The organism is Mycobacterium sp. JS623 (genome assembly GCF_000328565.1).
Taxonomy (GTDB): domain Bacteria; phylum Actinomycetota; class Actinomycetes; order Mycobacteriales; family Mycobacteriaceae; genus Mycobacterium.
On record NC_019957.1, the window covers coordinates 307,042 to 327,789 of the forward strand.

21 protein-coding genes and 3 pseudogenes are annotated in these 20,748 nt (G+C 64.7%); 10 read left to right on the forward strand and 14 right to left on the reverse strand.

What is annotated here, in order from left to right; translation table 11 throughout:
• Positions 1 to 47 precede the first annotated feature (47 nt).
• The 4 genes from MYCSM_RS32665 to MYCSM_RS32680 all read right to left on the reverse strand — a co-directional run bounded on the left by MYCSM_RS32665 (position 48) and on the right by MYCSM_RS32680 (position 2,895).
• Positions 48 to 1,058, reverse strand: coding sequence for an LLM class flavin-dependent oxidoreductase (locus MYCSM_RS32665; protein ID WP_015297797.1), 1,011 nt, complete (start codon positions 1,056 to 1,058; stop codon positions 48 to 50).
• Between the two features lie 13 nt (positions 1,059 to 1,071).
• Positions 1,072 to 1,572: a nitroreductase/quinone reductase family protein gene (locus MYCSM_RS32670; RefSeq protein ID WP_015297798.1), complete on the reverse strand. Its 501-nt coding sequence runs from the start codon at positions 1,570 to 1,572 to the stop codon at positions 1,072 to 1,074.
• Positions 1,573 to 1,610: 38 nt separating this feature from the next.
• Positions 1,611 to 2,360 carry an SDR family NAD(P)-dependent oxidoreductase gene (locus MYCSM_RS32675; RefSeq protein ID WP_015297799.1) on the reverse strand — a complete coding sequence of 250 codons (750 nt, stop codon included), beginning with the start codon at positions 2,358 to 2,360 and terminating at the stop codon, positions 1,611 to 1,613.
• Between the two features lie 127 nt (positions 2,361 to 2,487).
• On the reverse strand, positions 2,488 to 2,895 hold the full coding sequence (locus MYCSM_RS32680; protein ID WP_015297800.1) for a nuclear transport factor 2 family protein: 408 nt from the start codon (positions 2,893 to 2,895) through the stop codon (positions 2,488 to 2,490).
• A 168-nt stretch (positions 2,896 to 3,063) separates the two neighbouring features.
• On the opposite strand from MYCSM_RS32680, the gene MYCSM_RS32685 reads away from it, so the two are divergent.
• Positions 3,064 to 3,654, forward strand: a complete 591-nt coding sequence (locus MYCSM_RS32685; RefSeq protein WP_015297801.1) for a TetR/AcrR family transcriptional regulator — start codon at positions 3,064 to 3,066, stop codon at positions 3,652 to 3,654.
• Between the two features lie 427 nt (positions 3,655 to 4,081).
• Here the strand turns inward: MYCSM_RS32685 and MYCSM_RS38610 are convergent.
• From MYCSM_RS38610 to MYCSM_RS32710, 6 genes and pseudogenes are all read right to left on the reverse strand, one after another.
• Positions 4,082 to 4,201 (reverse strand): annotated as a pseudogene (locus MYCSM_RS38610) (hypothetical protein); the annotation flags it as partial.
• Positions 4,202 to 4,236: 35 nt separating this feature from the next.
• Positions 4,237 to 5,238: an aldo/keto reductase gene (locus MYCSM_RS32690; protein WP_015297803.1), complete on the reverse strand. Its 1,002-nt coding sequence runs from the start codon at positions 5,236 to 5,238 to the stop codon at positions 4,237 to 4,239.
• A gap of 10 nt (positions 5,239 to 5,248) precedes the next feature.
• On the reverse strand, positions 5,249 to 5,608 hold the full coding sequence (locus MYCSM_RS32695) for a putative quinol monooxygenase (RefSeq protein ID WP_015297804.1): 360 nt from the start codon (positions 5,606 to 5,608) through the stop codon (positions 5,249 to 5,251).
• 169 nt (positions 5,609 to 5,777) lie between these two features.
• On the reverse strand, positions 5,778 to 6,761 hold the full coding sequence (locus MYCSM_RS32700) for an alpha/beta fold hydrolase (RefSeq protein WP_015297805.1): 984 nt from the start codon (positions 6,759 to 6,761) through the stop codon (positions 5,778 to 5,780).
• A gap of 75 nt (positions 6,762 to 6,836) precedes the next feature.
• Complete coding sequence (locus MYCSM_RS32705) at positions 6,837 to 7,574, reverse strand: SDR family NAD(P)-dependent oxidoreductase (protein WP_015297806.1); 738 nt, start codon at positions 7,572 to 7,574, stop codon at positions 6,837 to 6,839.
• Positions 7,575 to 7,751: 177 nt separating this feature from the next.
• A complete protein-coding gene (locus MYCSM_RS32710; protein WP_015297807.1) occupies positions 7,752 to 8,156 on the reverse strand; it encodes a nuclear transport factor 2 family protein in 405 nt (134 codons plus the stop codon).
• Between the two features lie 29 nt (positions 8,157 to 8,185).
• On the opposite strand from MYCSM_RS32710, the gene MYCSM_RS32715 reads away from it, so the two are divergent.
• Together MYCSM_RS32715 and MYCSM_RS32720 are read left to right on the forward strand one after the other, a co-directional pair.
• Positions 8,186 to 8,683, forward strand: coding sequence for a hypothetical protein (locus MYCSM_RS32715; protein WP_015297808.1), 498 nt, complete (start codon positions 8,186 to 8,188; stop codon positions 8,681 to 8,683).
• Between the two features lie 128 nt (positions 8,684 to 8,811).
• Complete coding sequence (locus tag MYCSM_RS32720) at positions 8,812 to 9,561, forward strand: alpha/beta fold hydrolase (RefSeq protein WP_015297809.1); 750 nt, start codon at positions 8,812 to 8,814, stop codon at positions 9,559 to 9,561.
• Between the two features lie 148 nt (positions 9,562 to 9,709).
• Here MYCSM_RS32720 and MYCSM_RS35530 read toward each other — a convergent pair whose 3' ends face one another.
• Positions 9,710 to 10,363: a TetR/AcrR family transcriptional regulator gene (locus MYCSM_RS35530; protein ID WP_015297810.1), complete on the reverse strand. Its 654-nt coding sequence runs from the start codon at positions 10,361 to 10,363 to the stop codon at positions 9,710 to 9,712.
• Between the two features lie 97 nt (positions 10,364 to 10,460).
• Here MYCSM_RS35530 and MYCSM_RS32730 point away from each other — a divergent pair, with 97 nt between their 5' ends.
• Together MYCSM_RS32730 and MYCSM_RS32735 are read left to right on the forward strand one after the other, a co-directional pair.
• On the forward strand, positions 10,461 to 10,832 hold the full coding sequence (locus tag MYCSM_RS32730) for a nuclear transport factor 2 family protein (RefSeq protein ID WP_015297811.1): 372 nt from the start codon (positions 10,461 to 10,463) through the stop codon (positions 10,830 to 10,832).
• 96 nt (positions 10,833 to 10,928) lie between these two features.
• Positions 10,929 to 11,345, forward strand: a complete 417-nt coding sequence (locus tag MYCSM_RS32735) for an SRPBCC family protein (protein ID WP_015297812.1) — start codon at positions 10,929 to 10,931, stop codon at positions 11,343 to 11,345.
• A 14-nt stretch (positions 11,346 to 11,359) separates the two neighbouring features.
• Here the strand turns inward: MYCSM_RS32735 and MYCSM_RS32740 are convergent, their stop codons facing one another.
• On the reverse strand, positions 11,360 to 12,361 hold the full coding sequence (locus tag MYCSM_RS32740) for an LLM class flavin-dependent oxidoreductase (RefSeq protein WP_015297813.1): 1,002 nt from the start codon (positions 12,359 to 12,361) through the stop codon (positions 11,360 to 11,362).
• 836 nt (positions 12,362 to 13,197) lie between these two features.
• Positions 13,198 to 14,838, reverse strand: a complete 1,641-nt coding sequence (locus MYCSM_RS32745) for an alkaline phosphatase family protein (protein WP_015297814.1) — start codon at positions 14,836 to 14,838, stop codon at positions 13,198 to 13,200.
• Positions 14,839 to 14,992: 154 nt separating this feature from the next.
• Between MYCSM_RS32745 and MYCSM_RS36495 the strand changes: the two are divergent.
• Positions 14,993 to 15,504: pseudogene (locus MYCSM_RS36495) on the forward strand (mammalian cell entry protein); the annotation flags it as partial.
• A gap of 497 nt (positions 15,505 to 16,001) precedes the next feature.
• Here MYCSM_RS36495 and MYCSM_RS32755 read toward each other — a convergent pair.
• Complete coding sequence (locus tag MYCSM_RS32755; protein WP_041315780.1) at positions 16,002 to 16,577, reverse strand: TetR/AcrR family transcriptional regulator; 576 nt, start codon at positions 16,575 to 16,577, stop codon at positions 16,002 to 16,004.
• 428 nt (positions 16,578 to 17,005) lie between these two features.
• Here MYCSM_RS32755 and MYCSM_RS32765 point away from each other — a divergent pair, with 428 nt between their 5' ends.
• The 4 genes and pseudogenes from MYCSM_RS32765 (at position 17,006) to MYCSM_RS32780 (ending at position 20,465) form a co-directional block, all read left to right on the forward strand.
• On the forward strand, positions 17,006 to 17,476 hold the full coding sequence (locus MYCSM_RS32765; RefSeq protein WP_015297818.1) for a nitroreductase/quinone reductase family protein: 471 nt from the start codon (positions 17,006 to 17,008) through the stop codon (positions 17,474 to 17,476).
• An 82-nt stretch (positions 17,477 to 17,558) separates the two neighbouring features.
• On the forward strand, positions 17,559 to 18,461 hold the full coding sequence (locus MYCSM_RS32770; RefSeq protein ID WP_015297819.1) for an oxidoreductase: 903 nt from the start codon (positions 17,559 to 17,561) through the stop codon (positions 18,459 to 18,461).
• A gap of 204 nt (positions 18,462 to 18,665) precedes the next feature.
• Positions 18,666 to 19,582 (forward strand): annotated as a pseudogene (locus MYCSM_RS32775) (haloalkane dehalogenase).
• A gap of 4 nt (positions 19,583 to 19,586) precedes the next feature.
• A complete protein-coding gene (locus MYCSM_RS32780; RefSeq protein WP_015297820.1) occupies positions 19,587 to 20,465 on the forward strand; it encodes a sulfurtransferase in 879 nt (292 codons plus the stop codon).
• Positions 20,466 to 20,748: the final 283 nt, after the last annotated feature.

Here is a 20,748-nt window from a genome sequence, read left to right on the forward strand (position 1 = left end):
ACGTCTTCCCGCATGCTCGTCGTCGCGCTGACGGTCAGCCGGATCGCTCAATCATCTTGCGCTGCAGGGACTACCGTGGTTCGTGCCGCGGCGTGGAAGGCCTCCAGTTCGCCGTCGATGTCCGGGCCGGTCGGCTGATAGATGATCTCGGTGATGTGTTGCGCGGAGAGCTGTCTGATTCGGCGGCCGACGTCGTGGCCGGTGCCGGTGAGGGTTGTCGTGGTGATGGCCTTCCAGCTGCCGGCTGTCCAGGCGGCGGTGTCGGCGCGGTTGAGGGCGATGAGATGCTGGTCGTGCACGGCGAAGTGGCGATCCCGCGGTGGGGTGGCGTTGATGGTGTCAAGCCACGCCGCCCCGCCAGGCAGTGCGGTGACGTCGCCGCCGAATTCATAGGCGGCGTGGTAGGCCAGGGCGTTTCCGGGCCCCGCCGCCGCCTGCACCCGCGGCGAGTCCAGCGGCTCACCGTCGGCGAGCACGGTGCCGTGTACGCCAAGCGCGGCCCAATCAAACCGCGCGGCGAAGGCCGTCTGGCCGTTGACCGTGAACAAACCGTCGGCCAGCTCTTCGGCGATGGCGAGCCCCTTGGGGCCCAGCGCCGAGATCAGGATCGGCACGTCGATGGGGCGCTCGGGTGCATGCCCGTCGGGGTGCATCATCTGCATCCGGTCGCCTTGCCAGGCGACGGTCGCACCCGCGAGCAGAGCGCGGAACGCGGCTACATAGTCGCGCAGATATGACCATGTGGTCGGTGCGGCGCCCAGCGCGCGGGCGCCCGCGAAGCCGGTGCCAAACGCGACCGCGACCCGGCCCGGCGCCAGCGCCTCCAGTGCTGCGGTGGCTGAGGCGTTCACCATGGGGTGGCGCAGGCTGGGCACGAGCACACCGGGGCCCAAGCCGATCCTGGTGGTGCGTTCGGCCGCCAGCGCCAGCATCATCCACACATCGGGGCTTTCGTGCGGTGTGTCGAACAACCACGCTCGGTCGTAACCGAGCTGTTCGGCGGCCACAATGTGCTCAGCTGAGCTCAACGAGGTCGCAAACTGGGCCGAGATCTTCATGGCCGGCACCCGATCAAGTCTGCTCGCCGACGGTCGCGCCGGCATGCGTGAGTGCAATCGGCTCGAGCACCATGATCGGGATGTCGCGGCCACCTGCTAGCCGTCGGTATTCGGGAAAGTGCGGCCAGAACCGCTCGGCGACCGTCCAGTAGTATCGCTTCTCTTTGCCGCTGACCTCACGGGCCTGAAACACCGGAACACTCGCACCGTCCTGAAGTCGAACCGTGGGGTGGGCAACAAGATTGGCATACCGCGACGGGTTGGTAAGCGACTCGCCCGCTGATGCCACCGCGACGTACCGGTCACCGTCGACGATGCGCATCACCGGGTTCTTGCGAACCTTGCCCGATTTCGCACCCACCGACGTCAGGATCACCACCGGGCGTCCTTTTAGCGGTGCGCCCGCGACGCCGCCGCTGGCTTCGTAGTCAGCCACCTGCGTACGTACCCATTCCGACTGGCTGGGTACGTACTGCCCATCAACGCCGCTTCCGGTGTCGCAGTCGGCGTTCAAACTCGTCTCCTCGCCCCAAATGGTGTCGTCGATGGCCGTCAGACCTGGGCAAAGCCGCCGTCGACGCTCAGCTCGGCGCCGGCCACGAAGCTGCTGTCGTCAGAGGCCAAGAACAACGCGGCTGCCGCGATCTCTTCAGGGCGGCCCATCCGCTTCAGTGGTATCGCCGCGGCGAACGTCGCCCGGATCTGGTCGGCTTCCTCCGGGGAGCTCGCCTGGCCGTCCATGATGGGGGTATCGATCGGGCCCGGGCTCAATGTGTTGAACCGGACACCACGGTCGTTGAACTCCCGGGTCCACGTCCGCACGTAGGAGCGCAGGGCGGCCTTGGTGGCGCTGTAGGTGCTGTAACCAGTAATCCCGACGTAACCGGCCACCGAGCCGACCAGAACGACGGAGCCGCCCTCACGCACCAAAGGCAGCGCCTTCTGCACCGTGAACAGGGCTCCCCGGGCGTTGAGGTCGAAGGTCAGGTCGAAGTTCTCCTCGGTGACCTTGCCCAGTTCCTCAGGCTCCACCCGGCCCGAGTTCACCAGCAGGATGTCCAGCCCACCCTTTTCCGCCAGGACCGTCGCGAACAGCCGCTCCAAGTCTGCACTTTTCGTACTGTCGACGGCGAGCGTGGTCACGCCCTCTCCGATCAGCGCCTTGGCCTTGTCCAATTCGGATTGCCGGCGCCCGGTGATGAACACATAGGCGCCTTCGTCAACGAATCTCTGCGCGCTCGCCAGCCCGATACCGCTGCTGCCGCCGGTGATCACGGCGACCTTGCCATCCAGTCGTGCCATCAGTTCATCCTCATTTCCAATGCGTTGGGAGACGTTTCAAGCCGCGCCCGTCTATGCGACAACGCTGTCGTTGCGCGGAAACCGTTGGATGCCAGGGCATCCCGCCCGCATCGTGGGTGTCATCGGGTCAGGCCCGCGTCGGGAAAACGGCGCCGAACATGGGCAGCCCGCTGATGGACTCATCGTGGGTTGCCTCGTCTTGGATGACATCCCAGTGCTCAGCGAGAAGACCGTTTTCGATCCGGACGACGTCGGCCACGATCCAATCGGCGGGCTGCCCGACGTTGCGGAACCGGCCGTGCAACATCACGTAGTCACCGCCCGCGACGACAAGCCCGTTCTCGTAACGCATATCAGGCGGCGAGGCCTTCACGAGCTCGAACAAGCCCTCACGCCCCGGCGCGATGTGGGCGCTGTGCTGGACGTAGTCGGGCGACCAAAACCTCTGTGCGCCCGCGTAATCACGCCGGTTGAACAACGTGTCGAACGCTTCCAGGACGAACGCACGGTTCCGATCCTCTACTGCTGTGGCCATGATCCGCCTCCTTCACCACCTTTGAACAGACCGGTACAAACAATAATTCCTGCTGGGGTCTGCGTCAAGGCGTGACACGCGATGCCACGCAGAAACGCCCAGGACACGAGGCGTTGGCGGGAAACTTGACAACACTTATCAGACAGCTCTGTCTGATAGGCTGATGCGGTGGCGACGAAGACAGCAGAACGGCCATCGGCGCGCGAGCGACTGCTCGCCGCGGCCGACGAGCTGTTCTACCGCGACGGCGTGCATTCCACCGGAATCGACGCCGTCATCGAGAAGGCGGGAGTCGCAAAAGGCTCCCTGTACTACATTTTCGGCGGGAAGGACGAGCTGGTCGCCGCCTACCTCCGTGGGCGCCACGAACGATTCCGCCAGCAGGTCGAAAACGCCCAGTCCGGTATCGACGATCCGGCCGACAAAATCCTGGCACTCTTCGATGCGCTCGCTGATTACGTATCGCTTCCGGAGTTCCGGGGCTGCCCCTTCGACAGCGCGGCAGCCGAAGCGCCGACAGGGCAGTGCCAGGTGCTGGCGATCAAGGAGTACCGCGATTGGTTGCATCAGTCCGTACTCCAACTCGCCGCAGACACAGGAGTGCCCGACTCCCAGGCGCTGGCCGAAGCCCTCATCGTCCTGTACAACGGGGCGCTGGCGACGGCAAACACGGGACCGCCCTCGCGCGCCGCCGCGATGACAGCTAAACGTCTTGCGCGGCTGACCCTCGCAGCGGCGAAAGCCTCGAGCTCAGTCTGATTCCGGCAAGAAGCTGGGCGGGCGGCGGCACAGGTTGACGCGCGCCCAGCACACACCGAAGTCTCCACTGGCGGCGGCGCCGGAAGGGGCGGCCGCATCACGTAGCGAGACCTCGCGACGTTCGACTGTCCCCCCGAGCCCCGAAATCTCAGGGGGCTCAGGCGAAATCTGCCGGCGACTTCGGACTTGGACTTCTGATTGACCGACACGGTGAGCGCACCATCCAGTAGCGTGTTGATAAGCGCCGGTGCCGGCCACCACTGAACGTCCTCTGTCGAGCCGAACACTGCGCTCCCGGGTTGAGTCAAAGTCGTTGTCGGTGTGAGGATTACGGCGGATCGTTTCCAGCCGAGTGCAAACTCACCTAGCGGCGTGAACATAAGCGAGCCGTCTGTCTATATCCGCTGGCAGTTTGGCCATCGACTCGCGACGTTGGGTTGCCGTGCGCAAAGACGACGGCATCGCCCTGGCCCTCATCGACCTCGGCCATCCGCCTCCCGTTGACCTCGCGATACTGCAGTCGCCTATACGGTTTCGCTCCAAACACGTCGTGCCTCCTAGTCAGCCGGCATTTCTCCTGGCTTATCGGTTGGTGGGCAGCGGCGCGTTGGCAGCGACGAGGCGTCGGTCGCGCATTTCGTGCCAGAAGTCGTCGGGGATCTTGGTATCGAGCGCCGCGTAGTCTTCTGCGATGCGTTCAGGCCTGCTGGCGCCGGGGATGACCGCGGCGGTGGCCGGGTGAGCGAGCGAGAACTGCAACGCGGCGGCCTTGAGGGGGACGTCGTACCGGTGTGCGATGTCGGTGATGCGGGCGACTTCGGCACTGATCTGTGCTGGAGCAGTTTGGTACTCGTAGCGGGTGCCGCCGGCGAGGATACCGGAGTTGTAGGGGCCACCGATGACGATGTCAATGCCTTGGGCGGCCGCGATCGGCATCAGACGCTGCAGCGCGTGCTCATGGTCAAGCAGCGTGTAGCGGCCCGCCAGCAGCACGCTGTCCGGTTGTGCCTCGGTCAGGCCCAACGTGAATTCGACTGGCTCGGTGAGGTTTACGCCCAGGCCCCAGCCTTTGATGACGCCCTGGTCGCGCAACCGGGTCAGGGCGCGGAATGCTCCGGTGCGGGCGGTTTCCAACTGCGCCAGCCACGCATCGCCGTGAAAATCTTGTGCGGGGTCGTGCACGAAGACGAAGTCCAGCCGGTCGGCTCCAAGGCGATTGAGGCTGCCCTCGATCGATTTCAGTGCACCCTTTTCCGTGTAGTCATAGACGACACGGTTGGGCCGCCCGAACTTGAACATCTCGGAATCGTGCTCGTCGGTGTCGATCTCGTCCAGGACGAGCCGGCCCACCTTGGTGCTCAACACGTAGTCATCGCGGTCGTGTTGGGCGAGGTACTTGCCTAAGCGGATCTCTGCTAGACCGGCGCCGTACATCGGTGCCGTGTCGAAAAAGCGGGTGCCATGGTTCCAGGCCGCATCCACCGTCGCCGCAGCCTCGTGGTCGGGAATGTCGCGGAACATGTTGCCCAACGGGGCAGTACCGAAACCCAGCGGGCCGTTCCCCAATAAGTCTCTGATACTCATCTGAACGCTCCTACGCTGTGTCTTTGGAGTGCCGGTTGGTGATGGGCGCCGGGCCGATCGTGCCCTTCGCTGCCCCGCCGAACAGGAGCTGGTCGAGGACCCACACGTCGGCGGGGTGGTCGACGAGATCGCTGATCCCGGCGCGGATCTGCGCGTACGCCGCACCGTCGGCGTGGCCCTGCAGATCCGCCGGCGACGCCCACTTTTCCACCACGAAGACGGTCTTGCCGTCGGTGTGCAGGGAGAACAGTTCGCATCCCGGCTCTTGGTACACGAGCGGCACAATGCCGGCGTAGATGTCGATGACCTCTTGCAGGCGACCAGGTTTCGGGTACACCCGAGCTACCACGATCTTTGTGCTATCGGCCATGATGTGCCCCTTTCTGAAGGTGACGCTTCCTGTCAGACGTGCCAGTGTTCTTTGCGTTGCTGCTGGCCCGGCCGGACAATTCCGCCGGTCGCCTGCTGCCGTAGCGACTAGTGCGGACGGCGAGCGCGTTGGCAGTGGTTGCCGGTCGGAACGCGCGTAGATCGGTTTGTCATGTGGCCCTTGCGAACTCGACCAGTGCGGCGTTGGTGAGCTGCACGCGTTCTTGCTGGATCCAGTGCCCGGCGTCGGGCACCAGCTCGAAGCGACGCAGGTTGGGGATCAGTCCGCGCAGCGAGTGCTCCAATGTGGAGGTGTCGTAGGCGGAGATCACCGGGTCGCGGTCGCCGGCCAGAAACATCGCGGGTGGGGTGATCTGGGCGCCGTCCCAGGGTGCGACGAGTGCCCAGTTGTAGTCGAGGTTGCGATACCAGTTCAGCGGCCCGAAGAAGTCAGCCCTGGCGAACTCTTCGATGTAGGCGGCGATATCGCGCTCGGTCAGCCAGGCGGGTAGCTGCTCGGGGTTGATCCACCCGTCGAAAAAGCGCTGCCCGTGCGGGATCAGCAGCCGCCGGACTTCGGGGTTGTCGCCGGAGAGGCCGAACAGGATGCGCCGAAACGCCCCGCTCAGATCGGACTCGAAGTCTTTCTCGGCGCCCCGGTGCTGAAGATAGAACCAGTAAAAGGTGTCACCGTAGCGCTGCCGTGCGGCGCTCAGGTCGGGCACCGGGGCGCGTGCGGAAAACGGCACGCTGAGCCCGCCCACGCCGCGGACCAGATCCGGGCGCAGCAGGGCGGTGTACCAGGCGACCGGTGCGCCCCAGTCGTGACCGATCACCGTGGCGTTGGGCTCACCGAGCGCGCCGATGAGCCCGACCACGTCGCTGACCAGGTGCAGCATCGTGTAGTCGGCGACAGCGGCTGGGGTGTGGGTACCCGGGTAGCCGCGCTGGTTGGGTGCCACGGCGCGGAAGCCGGCCTCGGCGAGCGCCCGCAGTTGGTGGCGCCACGAATACCAGCATTCCGGGAAGCCGTGCAGCAGCAAGACAAGCGGACCGGTCCCGGCTTCAGCGAGGCGCATCGGGGCTCCGTTGACCTGCACGACGCTGTGCCGGATGTCGATGGCGGCGCCCGAGCGCGGCGCGTCGAGTGACATCACGCCTCCTTCGCTGAACTGATCCAAAGCCTCTGCACCGCAGAGTGAGCCGAGGTGAAGAGGCGGGTGCGGTCGTTAGACCTGTGCCATGCCGCCATCGACGCTGAGTTCGGTTCCGGCCACGAAACTGCTGTCGTCGGAGGCCAAAAACAGGGCGGCGGCGGCGATTTCTTCGGGGCGGCCCATCCGGTTGAGGGGAATCGCCGCCACGAACGCCGCTCTGGTCGCGTCCGGGTCGGCGGTGCTGTCGATCATGGGGGTGTCGATCGGGCCCGGACTCAGGGTGTTGAATCGGATGCCGCGGTCGGTGAACTCGCGAGTCCAGGTCCGGACATAGGAACGCAGGGCGGCCTTGGTGGCGCTGTAGGTGGTGTTGCCGGGCACGCCCAAGGAGTCTGCGACCGAGCCGATCAGAATGACCGAAGCGCCGGTCCGCATCAGTGGGAGCGCCTTTTGCACCGTGAATAGCGTTGCGCGGGCGTTGAGGTCGAAGGTGGCATCGAAGTTCTCTTCGGTGATGTTGCCCAGCTCCTCGGGCTCCACCCGTCCCGAGCCCGCCAGCAGAATGTCCAGCCCGCCCTGCTCCGCCAGGACGGTCGCGAACAGCCGGTCCAGATCCGCGTTGACCGTGACGTCGCCGGCGAGGGTGCTCACGCCGTCGCCGATCAGCGCTTTGGCCTTGTCCAATTCGCTTTGGCGGCGGCCCACGATGAAGACATGGGCGCCTTCATCGACGAACCGCTGTGCGGTCGCCAGCCCGATACCGCTGCTGCCGCCGGTGATCATGGCGGCCTTGCCAGCCAATCGTGCCATCAGTTGATCCTCCAATTGTCGTGTGGTGTGGTGGACGTGCTTATGCGGAGTGCGTTTGTGCGGCCGCCCAGGCGATGCGTCGCAACGTTGTAATGCGAAGCCACAGCCCATGTGGGCGGTCGCGATGTGCTCACCGGGCACGGCTCGTGCACTGGGCGCATCGTGGCCGGCGCCGCGTCAGGCCCGGGTCGGGAAACTGTCGCCGAACATCGGTAGCCCGCTTTTGGATTCCTCGGCGGTGGCCTCGAACTGCAGCACATCCCAGTGTTCGGCGAACACCCCGTCTTCCAGACGCACGATGTCCACGGCGATCCAGCTGGCCGCCAAGCCGGTGTTGGATAACCGGCCGTGGGCCATCACATAGTCGCCGTCGGCGATGATCAGCGCGTTCTCGTAGTGCATCTCCGCCGGTGCGTTTTTGACCAGGTTGAACAGACCGTCTCGGCCCGGCTCGATGTGCGCGCTGTGCTGAATGTAGTCAGGAGACCAGAACCGTTGCGCCGCAGCGTAATCCCGCCGGTTGAACAACGTGTCGAACGCCTCCAGGACCAGCGCCTTGTTCTGCTCCGCGGTGTTTGTCATGGCTATTTTCCTCTCGCTACGGAGATCTGTTGACGATCTCGTACTTAGTACACTACATTGTACGCAGGGCGCCTGTCAAGGAGCCCACGGGCCGCGAACGCGGCGAGGTCACCGCTGACGACGTGGTCGCCGTGGCCATCGGCATCGTTGACCGGCCGCCGCAGTCCGACGACTGGATCGAGGAGAGCGATGAAGTCGATCACCGTGGGCTGACCAGCTGGTTCGAATTTCGGATTCCACGTCCATGCCTGATAGGAGAGGAACACATGATCGTCATTGGCAAAGGTTCGATGATTCGTCCAGATGCACTGACACCACGCGTTATTGACGACGAGATGCGGGTACTGGGAGATCTCAAGGCCGAGGGTGTCGTCAGATCTGCATACCGGCGCTCCGAAGGGCCAGGGTTCTATCTGCTCGCCGAGGGACCCAGCATCGACGCCGTCCGAGAACGAATCGACAACGCCCTGCCCTTCGTCGTCGAGAACCTCGCGACGGTCGAATACGACGCGATCTACGAAATCTGAATCCACGCACAGCAATTGCAGCTTCGCCCCAAGGTCATTGCTCAGCGCGAATCGTGGCGGGGCCGTTGCCAGCGCCCGAGCGAAGGAAGTTTCATCGTGAACCCACATAGCAGCAAGGAAGTTTCATCGTGAACTCGCAGCAGAAGAGCCCGCCGACGTTTGTGTTTGTCCACGGATTCCTCGACGACGCAGCGGTTTGGCGCCCGTTGATCGCGGCGCTTCATGTGTCCGACAGCGAGTCCCGCGCCGTCGACCTGGCCGGCATGAGCGGGCGCCCGCAGGAGGCCGGGCCCTACACCCTGGGCCGCTATGCCAACGATGTGATCGAGTTGATCGACGGACTCAGCGGACCGGTCGTGCTGGTTGGGCACAGCATCGGCACCCTGGTCGCTGAATTGGCGGCCGTCGAACGCCCGGGCAGAGTCGTCGCGTTGGCCCTTCTGACCCCGATGCCGCTGGCAGGTGCGCATCTGCCCGAGGCGGCGGTTGCGCCGTTCAAGAGTGTCGGCGGCAGCGCTGCCGCGCAGCGCGCACTGCGTCTGCAGGCGAGCCCGCATTTCCCGGAGCAGGAGTTGGTCCGTATCAGCGAAGCGGGCGCACAGATCGCGGCCGACGCGATTCCCGGGCTCGTTGATCTGTGGAACTTCGGGGTACCGCAGGGACAAGAACCGTCGACCTTTTCCGGGCCGGTACTGGTCATCAGCGGCGGGGCGGATCCCGTGAGCACCCTCGAAGTGATCCGCGCCGGAGTGATGCCGCGTTTTGAGGGCGCCATATTGCACACGCTGGGCACCGCCGGGCACTGGGTTCACGCCGAGCAGCCTGAAATGGTCGGCAAGCTACTCACCCAATTCGTTGCCACCACCGTGGGGCGGTGAGGGGGAACCGCTCACCCAGACATTCACGTGTGACTCCCATACCATCTGCGCCCAAACGAGCTGCGGGCGGCGGTGAGCAGGAATCTCGTTGCCGCACAGTCGATCCGGGATGGGCGCATGTCTGGACGTTGGGGGGCGCAGGCGCCGTCTAGCTTTCGCGGCTGGCCCGGAGTCCGTCGAGGATGGCGTTGAGGCCGGCTTCGAAATACTCGGTGGGGTCACGCTGGCTGAGTTCATTGGCTCGCTCGATGATCTGGGTCGCCGCCTCATCGCCGATCGCGATGGGGATGAGCCGTTCGCGAACACGAACATCGGTGGTGCGCGGGATTTCCCAGAGCACCGATCCGAACGTGAACATCAACAAGGTGTCGAAGGCGTGCACGGCCTCGGTGCCCGTGAACCCGCCCTCGGCGAGTGCGGCAAGCATTCGGGCGTAGAAGCGGGCGACGCCGATGACCGGCGTGGGCCGCAGCACACAAAGTACGGCAATGCCGGGATGCTCGAGCAGGAGCCGCCGCAGATGCCGGAACAGGTCGGCCACTTGCTGGTCCCAGGAGCCGCCGGCGTCGAGATCCCGAAGACCCGGTCCGAGAACAGCGTCAACGGCCTGGTCGAGCAGATCGTCTTTGTCTCGGACGTGGCGATAGACCCCCATCGGGCTGAGCCCGCACGCCTCGGCGACACGCCGGATGGTCAACGCGTCGACCCCTTCTCGGTCGACGATGTCGATGGCGGCGGCGACCACGTCATCAGCCGTGACCTCACCTCGTTTGCGGCCCGGGCGCTTCTTAACCGTCGGCATGCGTACAACGTAGCGTATTGACAGTCACTATGCGTACAACGTAGCGTACTTAGTATAGAATCGCGAACAGATCATCCATAACGAAAGGAAGATAGCCATGACGGATATCGCGAGTCCCGCGCTGCGCACCTGGCTGGCCTACTACCAGGCCTGGACCAGTCACGACCTGGACACGGCCATGAGCTACATCGCCGACGACTTCGTCTGCGACACGCCAGCTGGCCGGCTGCAGGGCGCCGAGGCCTACCGCGGTTTCCAGGGCCCGTTCCTGCAGATCCTCACCGGCTCGACAATGATCGCCGCCTTCGGTGACGATGACACCGCGCTCGTCATGTACGACACCGAAACCGGGCCGGTAAAAAGCGCTCCCGGTGCCGAGTGGGTCACCGTCAAGGACGGCAAGATCACCTACAGCCGCAACATCTTCGACAGCGCGCCGATCCTCGCCGCCCTTCAGGCCTCCACGTGAGCGGCACGGGCTCTGCCCATCTCCGCAGCGCGGACTGGGTAGTGCGGGCGGTGTCGGCCACCGCCCGCATGTCATTTGCGAAACTCGGGAGGTGTCATGGTCGAGTTTCACGTTGATCGCACGATCGCCGCATCTCCGGAACGCGTCTTCGACTGGCTAGTTGATCCGGCCAACTTGACCGCCGCTCCGGTGATCCTCACGGTCCGTTGGGTGAAAGTGGGCGCGCGGCGAGAGGCGATCGGGTTTGGCGGGTGGTTTCGCGAACAGATCACGGCCCACGATCGGCCGCGCGCCTACTCCTACCGCGTCGTGCGCTCATTCCCGCCCTTCGATCACGAGGGCGGCACACTGACGTTCACTCCGTCGACCGACGGCACGCACGTCGACTGGCAGACCAGCTACACGCACCCTGCTTACGCCGGAGGCAAGCTGATGGAGGCGGTCAGCCGTCGGCTGCTGCGCTGGAGTTTCCTCGCTGTCCTCGCCAGCTGCGCGAAGGCACTGGAAAGCTAGCGCACGGAATGGGCTCAGTTGGGGCTCGGAAGGCCAGCGGCAGACGCGAAGGCGCGGAGCTCGCGCCCAATGTCGGATCCGGCCGGCTGGTACACCACCTCGGTGACTCCCAACGCAGCCATTCCGGCGATCTTGTCCGACACTTGCTCAGCTGTGCCGGTCAACCCCATGGAGCTGGCAAACGCCATGAGCTCAGCGACGTGCGGCTCGTCACGGGGGTTCGCCTTGATCAGATGCCCCTCGTGGATGACGAGATGTCGCTCACTTTCGGGGTACGCCTCGATCGCCTCTCGCCATGCCCGCCCGCCCGGTAGCGCGTCGACGGCGGCCGCGCCGCCGCGCTCATAGCTCGCGTGATACAGCACGACCGCGGCAGGTCCGGCGGCGTCGATGACCCGCGGCGAGTTCAGGTCCTCGCCCTCGTCGAGCACCGTGCCGAAGGACAACAGCGCCCGCCAATCGGTTACGCCCGCCGCTTCAGGTTGAGGTCGGGCCGCCGAGAAAACGCCGTCGGCCAACTCGGCCGCCACGGCCAGCCCCTTCGGGCCGTCGGCCCCGATCAGGATCGGCACATCAATGGGTCGCTCAGCCCCGAAGCCGGGCAGCTGCAGCATGCGGATCTTGGCCCCCTCCCAATCCGCGGTCTCGCCGGCGAGAAGTGCCTTCAGGCAACGGATGTAGTCGGCGACCTGCCGCCACGGCATCGGCCGCTTGCCCAGTGTTAGCCGACCCGTAAAGCCTGAGCCGATTGCCACCACAACCCGGCCCGGTGCTTGATCCACAAGCTCGGCGATGGCGGCGGCGTTAACCATGGGATGGCGCAGGCTGGGCACCAGCACACCTGGCCCTAGGCCGATGCGCGACGTGCGCTCCGCGCATCGGCTGAGCACCATCCACACGTCGGCCGCCAGGGCCGGAGAGTCATAAAGCCACGCTCGCCTGTAGCCCAGCATTTCGGCTAATGCCACATGCGCCGGGCTGTCAGATGACGTCGCGAATGCGCACGAGATGTCCACGTTCCGACCGTACCGATCACGCCGATCGGAGCACCGCGGGGCGCGCTACCCAACCCGACGACCGAGGCTGAGATGATGCGGCGGCCACCAGTGCTTGCACATCGGCGAAAGATCAATCCGATTACCTTCGTCTTTACGGGGCGGTCTCAACGACGTTGCGCGGTGGCGTCGGCCCGTTGCTACCGAGCAGGCGAACGGGAGTCACGTGACGAAACCGCAGTCGCCCGTCTGAGCCGCACGTGGCATCCCGTACTTCCGATTGAACCTTCAGTCCGGCCACTCCGGAGAAATGGCACGAATTTGAGACGAAACCCGGATGACATCGCGTGAGACAACCTGCATCGCTGCAGGTCAGGGAATCGAGAGATGACACGCGATTTTGGAACCTACAGTAGGAGGTCGTCGGCCGTTGTGGCTACTCAAGTTTTATGTCCAATTCTCCTTCCAAATGTCCACCCGACGTCCAATTGGACATCAAGGTGAGATTCTCGAAATTCGGTGACTCGTTCGAGGAAGCAGCGGCATGTCGGTGCGCTGCCGCGGCATTAGGTGAGCCAAAGGACCGTCGATACGGTTCCTCGTGAGGATGTGGGCTTCCAACTCGCCAGTCGAGCGGCCCGATCGCCGCACCTACGCGCACTGAAGACAGGCCGGCGAGCACGTGGGCCGCGGCCCGCTTGTCGCGGACTGTCCGGCGAGGGCGCGGCGCCCACCGAGCGAGGTACCCGGCGTAGGCTGCGTGCCCCTGCGGCGCCACCGCGCGAACGGCGCCAGATGCATGCTCACGGGGTGTCGTCGACTGCGGCGATATTTGACGGCCCTGCCGCGCCGCCTGCTCATGTCCCTGGCAGGGCTTGGGTGTGTTCGATGGCGACAGCTTGGAGCTTTTGCGGGTCGAGGTCGAGTCGGTTGAGGATGGTGGGCGCGATCTGGGCGGTGCTGACAGTCGTGGTGTCGTCGCGGTGGGTGATGCCCGGTCCCGTAACGATGAGGAGCACGTTCCGATCGGCAGGGGCGAGTCCGCCGTGTTCGGCGATCTTGGTCTTCGAGGTATACACGGTTCCAGGGAGGGTGCTTGCGTAGAGATCGGGGACGCGTGGATCGGTTGGGATGGTGCCGAAGAAGGCCGCGGCGTCCGCCCCGGCGTAAATCTTGTCGGTGCCAGATGCGGTGAACGGTTTGGGTTTCCCCGTGATGTCGTAGCCAACCCCGGTGCGGGATGCTAGGCGGTCTTTGACGAAGGTGGCGGCCTGAGGGGAACGGTCGGCGAACCACATGATCATGGCGTCGTCGTTGACCGAATGCGTGATCAACTTGGGGGTGTCGGGGTGGCTCGCGGCCCATGCGGTGTTGATGTCATCGATGATTGGGCCGTCGTCGATACGGGTCAGGGTCTGCGGCTGCATCGGTGCTTGGCCGTGTTTGGCGGAGACGATGACGGTGGTGGTATCGGTGATTCCGGCGTGATCGATCGCGTCGACGATGCGCCCGATTTGACTGTCGACGTAGCCGAGTGCGGACGCAAGGACGGGGCCTGGGGTGTGTCCGTCGGGGCCGTAGCCGCCCGGTTGGTTGCCGGAGGTGGCGAGCTTCTCGGCTGTGGATACCGATTGGAAGTTCATACCGAGAAGTGCGGGCACGTCGGCTTGCCGTGTGCCTGAATGATCCTTTCCGCCAATCTCGTTGATCACGGAGTCGACCTTGAACGTGTCGTACCGCTGAGTCAGGTTGTTGTCGTCGACCCAGGTATCGCCGTCGCTGGTGCCTGCGGGGCTGCTGTCGACCTCGGGGGTGAACAGATCGTCGATCGTGGTGGCGCCAGGCCCGTTGAGGATGGCGTAGGCGGGGTGCTTGTCGCTCCACGCGGTGCGATGTCCGGCGTCGTGGATGACGGAGAACACGGTGTTGACCTTGAGGTAGGCGCCAGGGGTCAGCGGCCTACAGCTCGTGGGGTCCACCGGCAGTTTGGCTGGATCGATCACCTGGGTCGGGTCTGGCGTCATTTGCAGAACCCCGTCGGGCAGGTTGGGCAGGCCTTGGCCTCCGTCGATCTTGGTGATGTCCTTGTCGAGCTCCTCGGTGAAGCTCACCGCGGCACCGGGTTTCGCACCGGCACAGTTGGTCGTGCCAGCCTCGACGAGGTCGTGGGCGTAGCTGTCGTCGTAGTACACGCCGGTGGTCTTGGGCATTCCGCCGGTGACTTGAGCGAGCAGTCCGGGAAACGAATCGCTGGGGATCGGTGTCTGCGCCGCGGAGTAGTGCACGCCTCGCTCGGTCAGCTTCGCCAACACCGATTGTGGGTGTGCGGCAACGAATCCGGTGAGATCGGATTCGTGCATCCCGTCGATCGATACCAGCACCACGTGCTTCTCCGCGGGTTTGGCGGTGCCGGGCCCACCATGTCCACTCGTACAGCCCGCGCCCGCGGCCGCCACGCAGACCGCCGCAGCCACGGCTCCGACGCGACGCATGCCCATCCGAACTCCGATCACTATGAAAAGTCTGTCGTGAGGCATCTAACGGGATACACAACGAGTGCCGGGTGAACGGAAATAGAACTGCGGGGAACAATTTACGAGTGTTGTCGTACGTGCACATGACTAAGCGCCGGGGATCGGAAGCCTCCGGCATTACCTGGCGCCGATCCTGGACGCGATCAAGTTGAACTACCCGCCGATCGGTATCAATGAGTTCAACACCGCGATGACGCTGCCCAAGGAGATCGCGTACTCAGAGCCGCGTCTGCAACCGCCGGGGGGCTACAAGGACACCACGGTGCCCGGTATCTTCTCCCGCGATACCTTGTTCTCGCACGGCAACCACGAGCCGGGCTGGGTCACGGCGCCAGGCATGCAGGGTGTCGACGTGCAGCCGTTCACCGCGAATATGCTGGCGCCAGAGTCGCTTCGGAGTTGATGGGCGGACCCGACGCTGCGATACCGCAGGCTCCGCCCGCGTTCGGGGCGCCGGCCGGCGGCAACCTGCCAGGCCCGCCGGACGCCTACAGCGAGAACAACCCGTTGCCGCCGCCGTGGTGTATGCAGCCCGGTCCGCCGCCGGTGCCGGCGCCGGGTGTGGCTCCCGGGCCTCCGCCCAGCTTAGGAGCCCCCGTGTCGGCACCGGCCCGGCAGCTACCCAGCTGAAAGACAGGGACAGTGAAGCGGCTACGGAGCATCTCGATCGGGCGGCTCGCATGTCGCAGCGTGGCGCTGGCGGTGGTCGGCACGGTCCTGACAGCGTGTGGGTCGTGGCGTGGTATCGCCAACGTGTCGATTCCGGGCGGACGGGCACCGCTGCGGTCACATGCGATCTACGCGCAGTTGCCGGATACGTTGGCGCTCAACGTCTTGATCCGCCACGGTGGGGCCTGGAGGCCTCGGCGGAGGTAGTCATGGCACGACAGCCTGAGGTTTTCGTTCGCGCTGCAGTCGGCGGAGGCGCGGCTTGATCATCGAAACGATAGATCGAGTTGGACAACAACGACCCACTGGTAACCGAAGTGGGCTCCGACCCCGACCCCGGGCCGTCGGGCTGGCGGGCTTCGAACCCACAACCTCGTCGCCTCGAAGGCGGACGGGCCCGTTTGGTCATCCGGCGTTGGGCACCGTATCCGCCCTATTGCCCTTTGGGGCGCGCTTGTTCAGGCACGTGCGACGCTTCTGACGAGTTGGTCTGTTAGTGCCTGCTGAAACTCGGGATCTTGGGTGTCGCGGCCATCTTCCCAGCGGGTGAGGTTAGCGATCATTGCAGCCCCCAGGATGGCGTTGGCAGCGTCGCGAGAGTCGCTGAACGTGAATTGGTCGGTGGCGGCGCCCTCGTCGAGGAGCTTTCGAAGCGGCGTGGCCAGCTTCGCGTCCTTGGCGGCCATCAGGGTTCCCAGTCGTCCGGTGGCTCCCGCGAAGGAGAGCAGGCCGGCGCATACTCCGGGCTGCTCGCCGAGGAACCCGACGAGCGCGGTTATCGCTGAGCGCAGCTGGACGACTGGTGGCCCAGGGGTTGTGATGGCGAGCTCAATGGTCTCGGCCGCCACGCGCAGGTTCTCTTCCAGGAGGAACGCGACCAGGTCGTCGCGGCCAGAGAAGTGGTAGTACAGCGTTGCGCGAGCTGAGCCAATCAGTGCGGCGATGTCCTCCAGCCGAAGTGCCGGGTCCGGGCGCAGCACCTCCTCGCTCACCCCGACCAGTCGCTCGACCAGCTTGGACGGTGGCCTCCTCATGCGACCAATCATAAGCCACGATCTCGATCAGAGTCGAGATTACAGTGTGGACTTTGATCCAGACTGGGATTACAGTCTGGACTGTGATCCAAGAATCCGGCGCTATCTCGACATCCGCGCAGGCCGGGGTGATCGACACATATGGAGGTGTGGACGTTCTACCAACTCTGACTTCCCCCAACGGCACGAGCACCGCAACCAAGGAGAATCGAGATGCACAAACGCACCGATACCGATCTTGATCAATTCCTCGCCGAGAACCCACCCTGCAGCGGACTGACTCGCCTCGAGATACTCATGCCCACCGGTGTGACGAGGCGTGCCAGCACCATGTCGGCCCTGCTCATGTCGGCTCGGACAGACAGGTCGATGACCGTCAAGAACGCCAACGCAACCCCCGTCGTAGCCGCTAACGGAAGGCTCGTGTGATGCGGGGGGCGGTGAGTGCGTTTCAGCGGTGGCAGTTCCGCGACGGGCGCCCAAATCGGTCGGCAAAGGTCTTAAGCGGCTTGCTCGGCATCGCCTTTGCCGCGGGCATCGGACCCAGCCAAGCCGCCACCATCGAGGTGCGAGGCCGCAAGACCGGGCGCAAGATCTCGTTTCCCATCGTTGTCGTCGACTACGAGGGTGAGCGCTACCTGGTCGCCATGATGGGCGACCAAACGAACTGGGTGCGCAACCTGCGCGCCGACAATCATGCTGTTTTGCAGCGGGGCAAGCGCGAAAACGTGTCCGTGGTGGAGGACTTCTCGAGTAATCGCGCCGCGATATTGCGCCGATACCTTGAGATCTCAGCCGGCGCCCGCCCATTCTTTCCGATCACCCGCCGGGCGCCACTGGGCGACTTCGCGCGCATCGTCGACGAGTATCCAGTGTTTCGGGTCGCCCCAGCTCTCTGAGACGTCGCGCCGGCCGGCGCGGTGGCGGTGCCGTGGTGCCCCGCCCACCACCACATAACCGAACCTTCTCAAGGAGTCCCGCATGACCCTCACGAACTGGTCTGCAGCACTACTGCCCGACTTGACCGGCAAAACGTTCATTGTCACCGGCGCCACAAGCGGGCTGGGCAAAGCCACCGCCGACGCGCTAGCCCACGCAGGCGCACACGTCGTGCTGGCCGTCCGCCACCCCGTCAAAGGACGGGCCGTGGCGAAAGGGATGACGGGAGACACCGAGGTCCGCGAACTCGATCTGAGTTCCCTGTCGTCGGTGCGTGCCTTCGCATCGTCATGGCAGCAACCCATCGATGTCCTGATCAACAACGCCGGCATCATGCAGGTACCTGAAACCCGCACCCCCGACGGCTTCGAACTGCAATTCGGTACCAACCACCTCGGCCACTTCGCACTGACAAATCTGCTGCTGCCCCAGATCCGCGGCCGCATCGTCACACTAAGCTCCTCCCTCCACCGTGGCGCCAAACTGAACCTCGACGACCCCAACTGGCTGCGGCGCCCCTACAACAGCAGCCAGGCCTACAAAGACTCCAAACTGGCGAACCTACTGTTCGCACGCGAACTGCAGCGTCAGCTTTCGGCCTGCGGTAGCCAAATCTTGTCGGTCGCCGCGCACCCCGGAGTTGTGCGCACCGGACTCTTCGGCCACGTCGCGGGCGCATCGGGACTCTTACTCGACATCGGTTCACGCATCGTGGGCCACGGCGTCGATCAGGGCATCCTGCCCACTCTGTTCGCCGCCACCCAGGACATCCCCGGAGGAACATTCATCGGCCCCAAGGGCTTTCAGCAACTACGCGGATTCCCCAGCATCGTCAAGTCGTCGAAGATCGGCACCAACACAGAACTAGGACAACGGCTCTGGCAGCTATCAGAATCGCTGACTGGCGCGCGACTCGACTGCGGGACACCTCGACGTGCGCCGTGAACCATGCCGAACCTGCGCCGTGGAACGAGGTTGATCGCGCCACACCTTCGCTGCTGTCCAGGAGATGTCCTCGGGTTGCGGTGATCGACACCCCCGGGATCATCTCCGCGGGAAGGCGCGCAGGACTCGGCAGTGTGGCTGCAGCGAGCGATCGTGGGCTCAAGCACCGAACCGAACCCGACGAAAACAACGAGGAGGCTGATCATGGTTGGGGCAAAACCCTACGGGCACTTGCGATACCGCAACGTCAACGGTAAGCGGATGGCCTACGTCGATGAGGGCCAGGGCGACGCGATCGTCTTCGCGCACGGCAACCCGACGTCGTCGTATCTGTGGCGCAATGTGATGCCACACCTGGAGCAGCTGGGCCGGCTGGTGGCCTGCGATCTGATCGGGATGGGCGGATCGGACAAGCTGCACCCGTCGGGCCCGGACCGCTACCACTACGCCGAACAGCGCGACTATCTGTTCGCGCTGTGGGACGCACTGGATCTCGGCGACAACGTGACACTGGTACTGCACGACTGGGGTTCAGTGCTGGGTTTCGACTGGGCCAACCAGCACCGCGGCCGGGTACGGGGCATCGCGTTCATGGAAGCCATAGTCACCCCGAGGACGTCCGCGGATTTCCCCAGCGACTTCCGGGAGGCGTTTGCACGCCTTCGGTCCCCCGAGGGCGAGCGGATGGTGCTGGAGCAGAACCTGTTCATCGAGGCTGTGCTGCCCTCCCGGATACAGCGCCGGCTCAGCGACGAAGAAATGGACCACTACCGGGCGCCGTCGCCAAACCCGGTGAAGACCGCCGCCCCACCCTGTCGTGGCCGCGCAACATTCCGATCGACGGCGAGCCGGCCGACGTCGTCGCGGTGATCAACGCCTACAGCAGCTGGCTGGCCGAAAGCAATATGCCCAAGCTGTTCATCAATGCCGAACCGGGCTTCATCGTGCGCGGACCCATCCGCGAGCTCATCAGGACCTGGCCCAACCTGACCGAGACCACCGTCAACGGAACCCAATACATCCCCGAGGACAGCCCCGACGAGATCGGCACCGCCATCGCGGAATTCGTCCGGAAAAACTCCAGCTTCCCCAGTAGACAATCGATCCCTCTGACTGAGTGACGTGATGACGAGTCGACCGATCCTGCCGACCCCGCTGGTGTCCACCGACTGGCTCGCAAACCACCTTGGCGACGCGGATCTGCGGGTACTGGACGCGACTGCGCACCTGGCCGGGCCCGAGTCTGGCAGCACCGTCGGGTGGAGCCTGCGCCCCGGGCGCGACGACTACCTTGCCGCACATATTCCGGGCGCGGCGTTCGCTGACATCATCGAGGATCTATCCGAGCCCGACGGGGGCGCGCTCAGCAAGCCGTCCCCGGCGCGGTTCGCGGTGGCGGCCGGCCGGCTGGGCATCGGCCCGCTCAGTCGGGTGGTGGTCTATGCGCGCGAGGTGCACTGGGCGACCCGAGTATGGTGGCTGTTGCGTGCCAACGGTTTTGACAACGTCGCGGTGCTCGACGGTGGTTTGCGGAAGTGGACCGCTGAGGGGCGGCCGATCACAACCGGCGCGGATAGCTACCCGGGGGCCGAGTTCGTCGGCGAGGCGCGTCCGCGCTTTTTCGCCGAACTCGAGGAGGTCAAGAAGGTGGTCGCTACCGGTTCCGGCGCCTGCCTGATCAACAGCCTCTCGCCGCAGGACCACCACGCCGTCGAGACCAACAACTTCGCCCGTGCCGGCCACATCCCGGGCAGCCTCAACGTGTTTATGGACGCACTGCTCAACCAGGCCGACGGCACGTACAAGTCGGTCGGAGAACTCCGCAAGATCTTCGCCGACGTTCTGTCCCGACCGGGTCGCAAGGTCACTTACTGCGGTGTCGGGATCTCGGCCACAAGTGACGCGCTCGCGCTGACCCTGTTGGGCGAGTCCGACGTGGCGGTCTACGACGGCTCGCTACAGGAATGGACGAGCCACCCCGAGCTCCCCCTCGAAGTCGGCTGACGTGATGGAATTGCGCGAAGGCGCGATGACGTTCGCCCAGAACGGCAGGACTGTCGGCGTAGCTTCTGATGGGTGCTGAAAAAATGACACGAGTTTGAGACAAGGGCTCGATGACAGCGTGTGAGACAACCGGCATCGCCGCAGTTCAAGGGATCGGCGGATGACACTTGATGTGAGATCCTCCAACCCTGTCGGGTCTCAAAACCCTTGTCCTAGTCTCACTTTCGTGTCATCAACGATATCAGGCCAACAGAGAAACGGCCTCTACGTGCGTCATCGATGG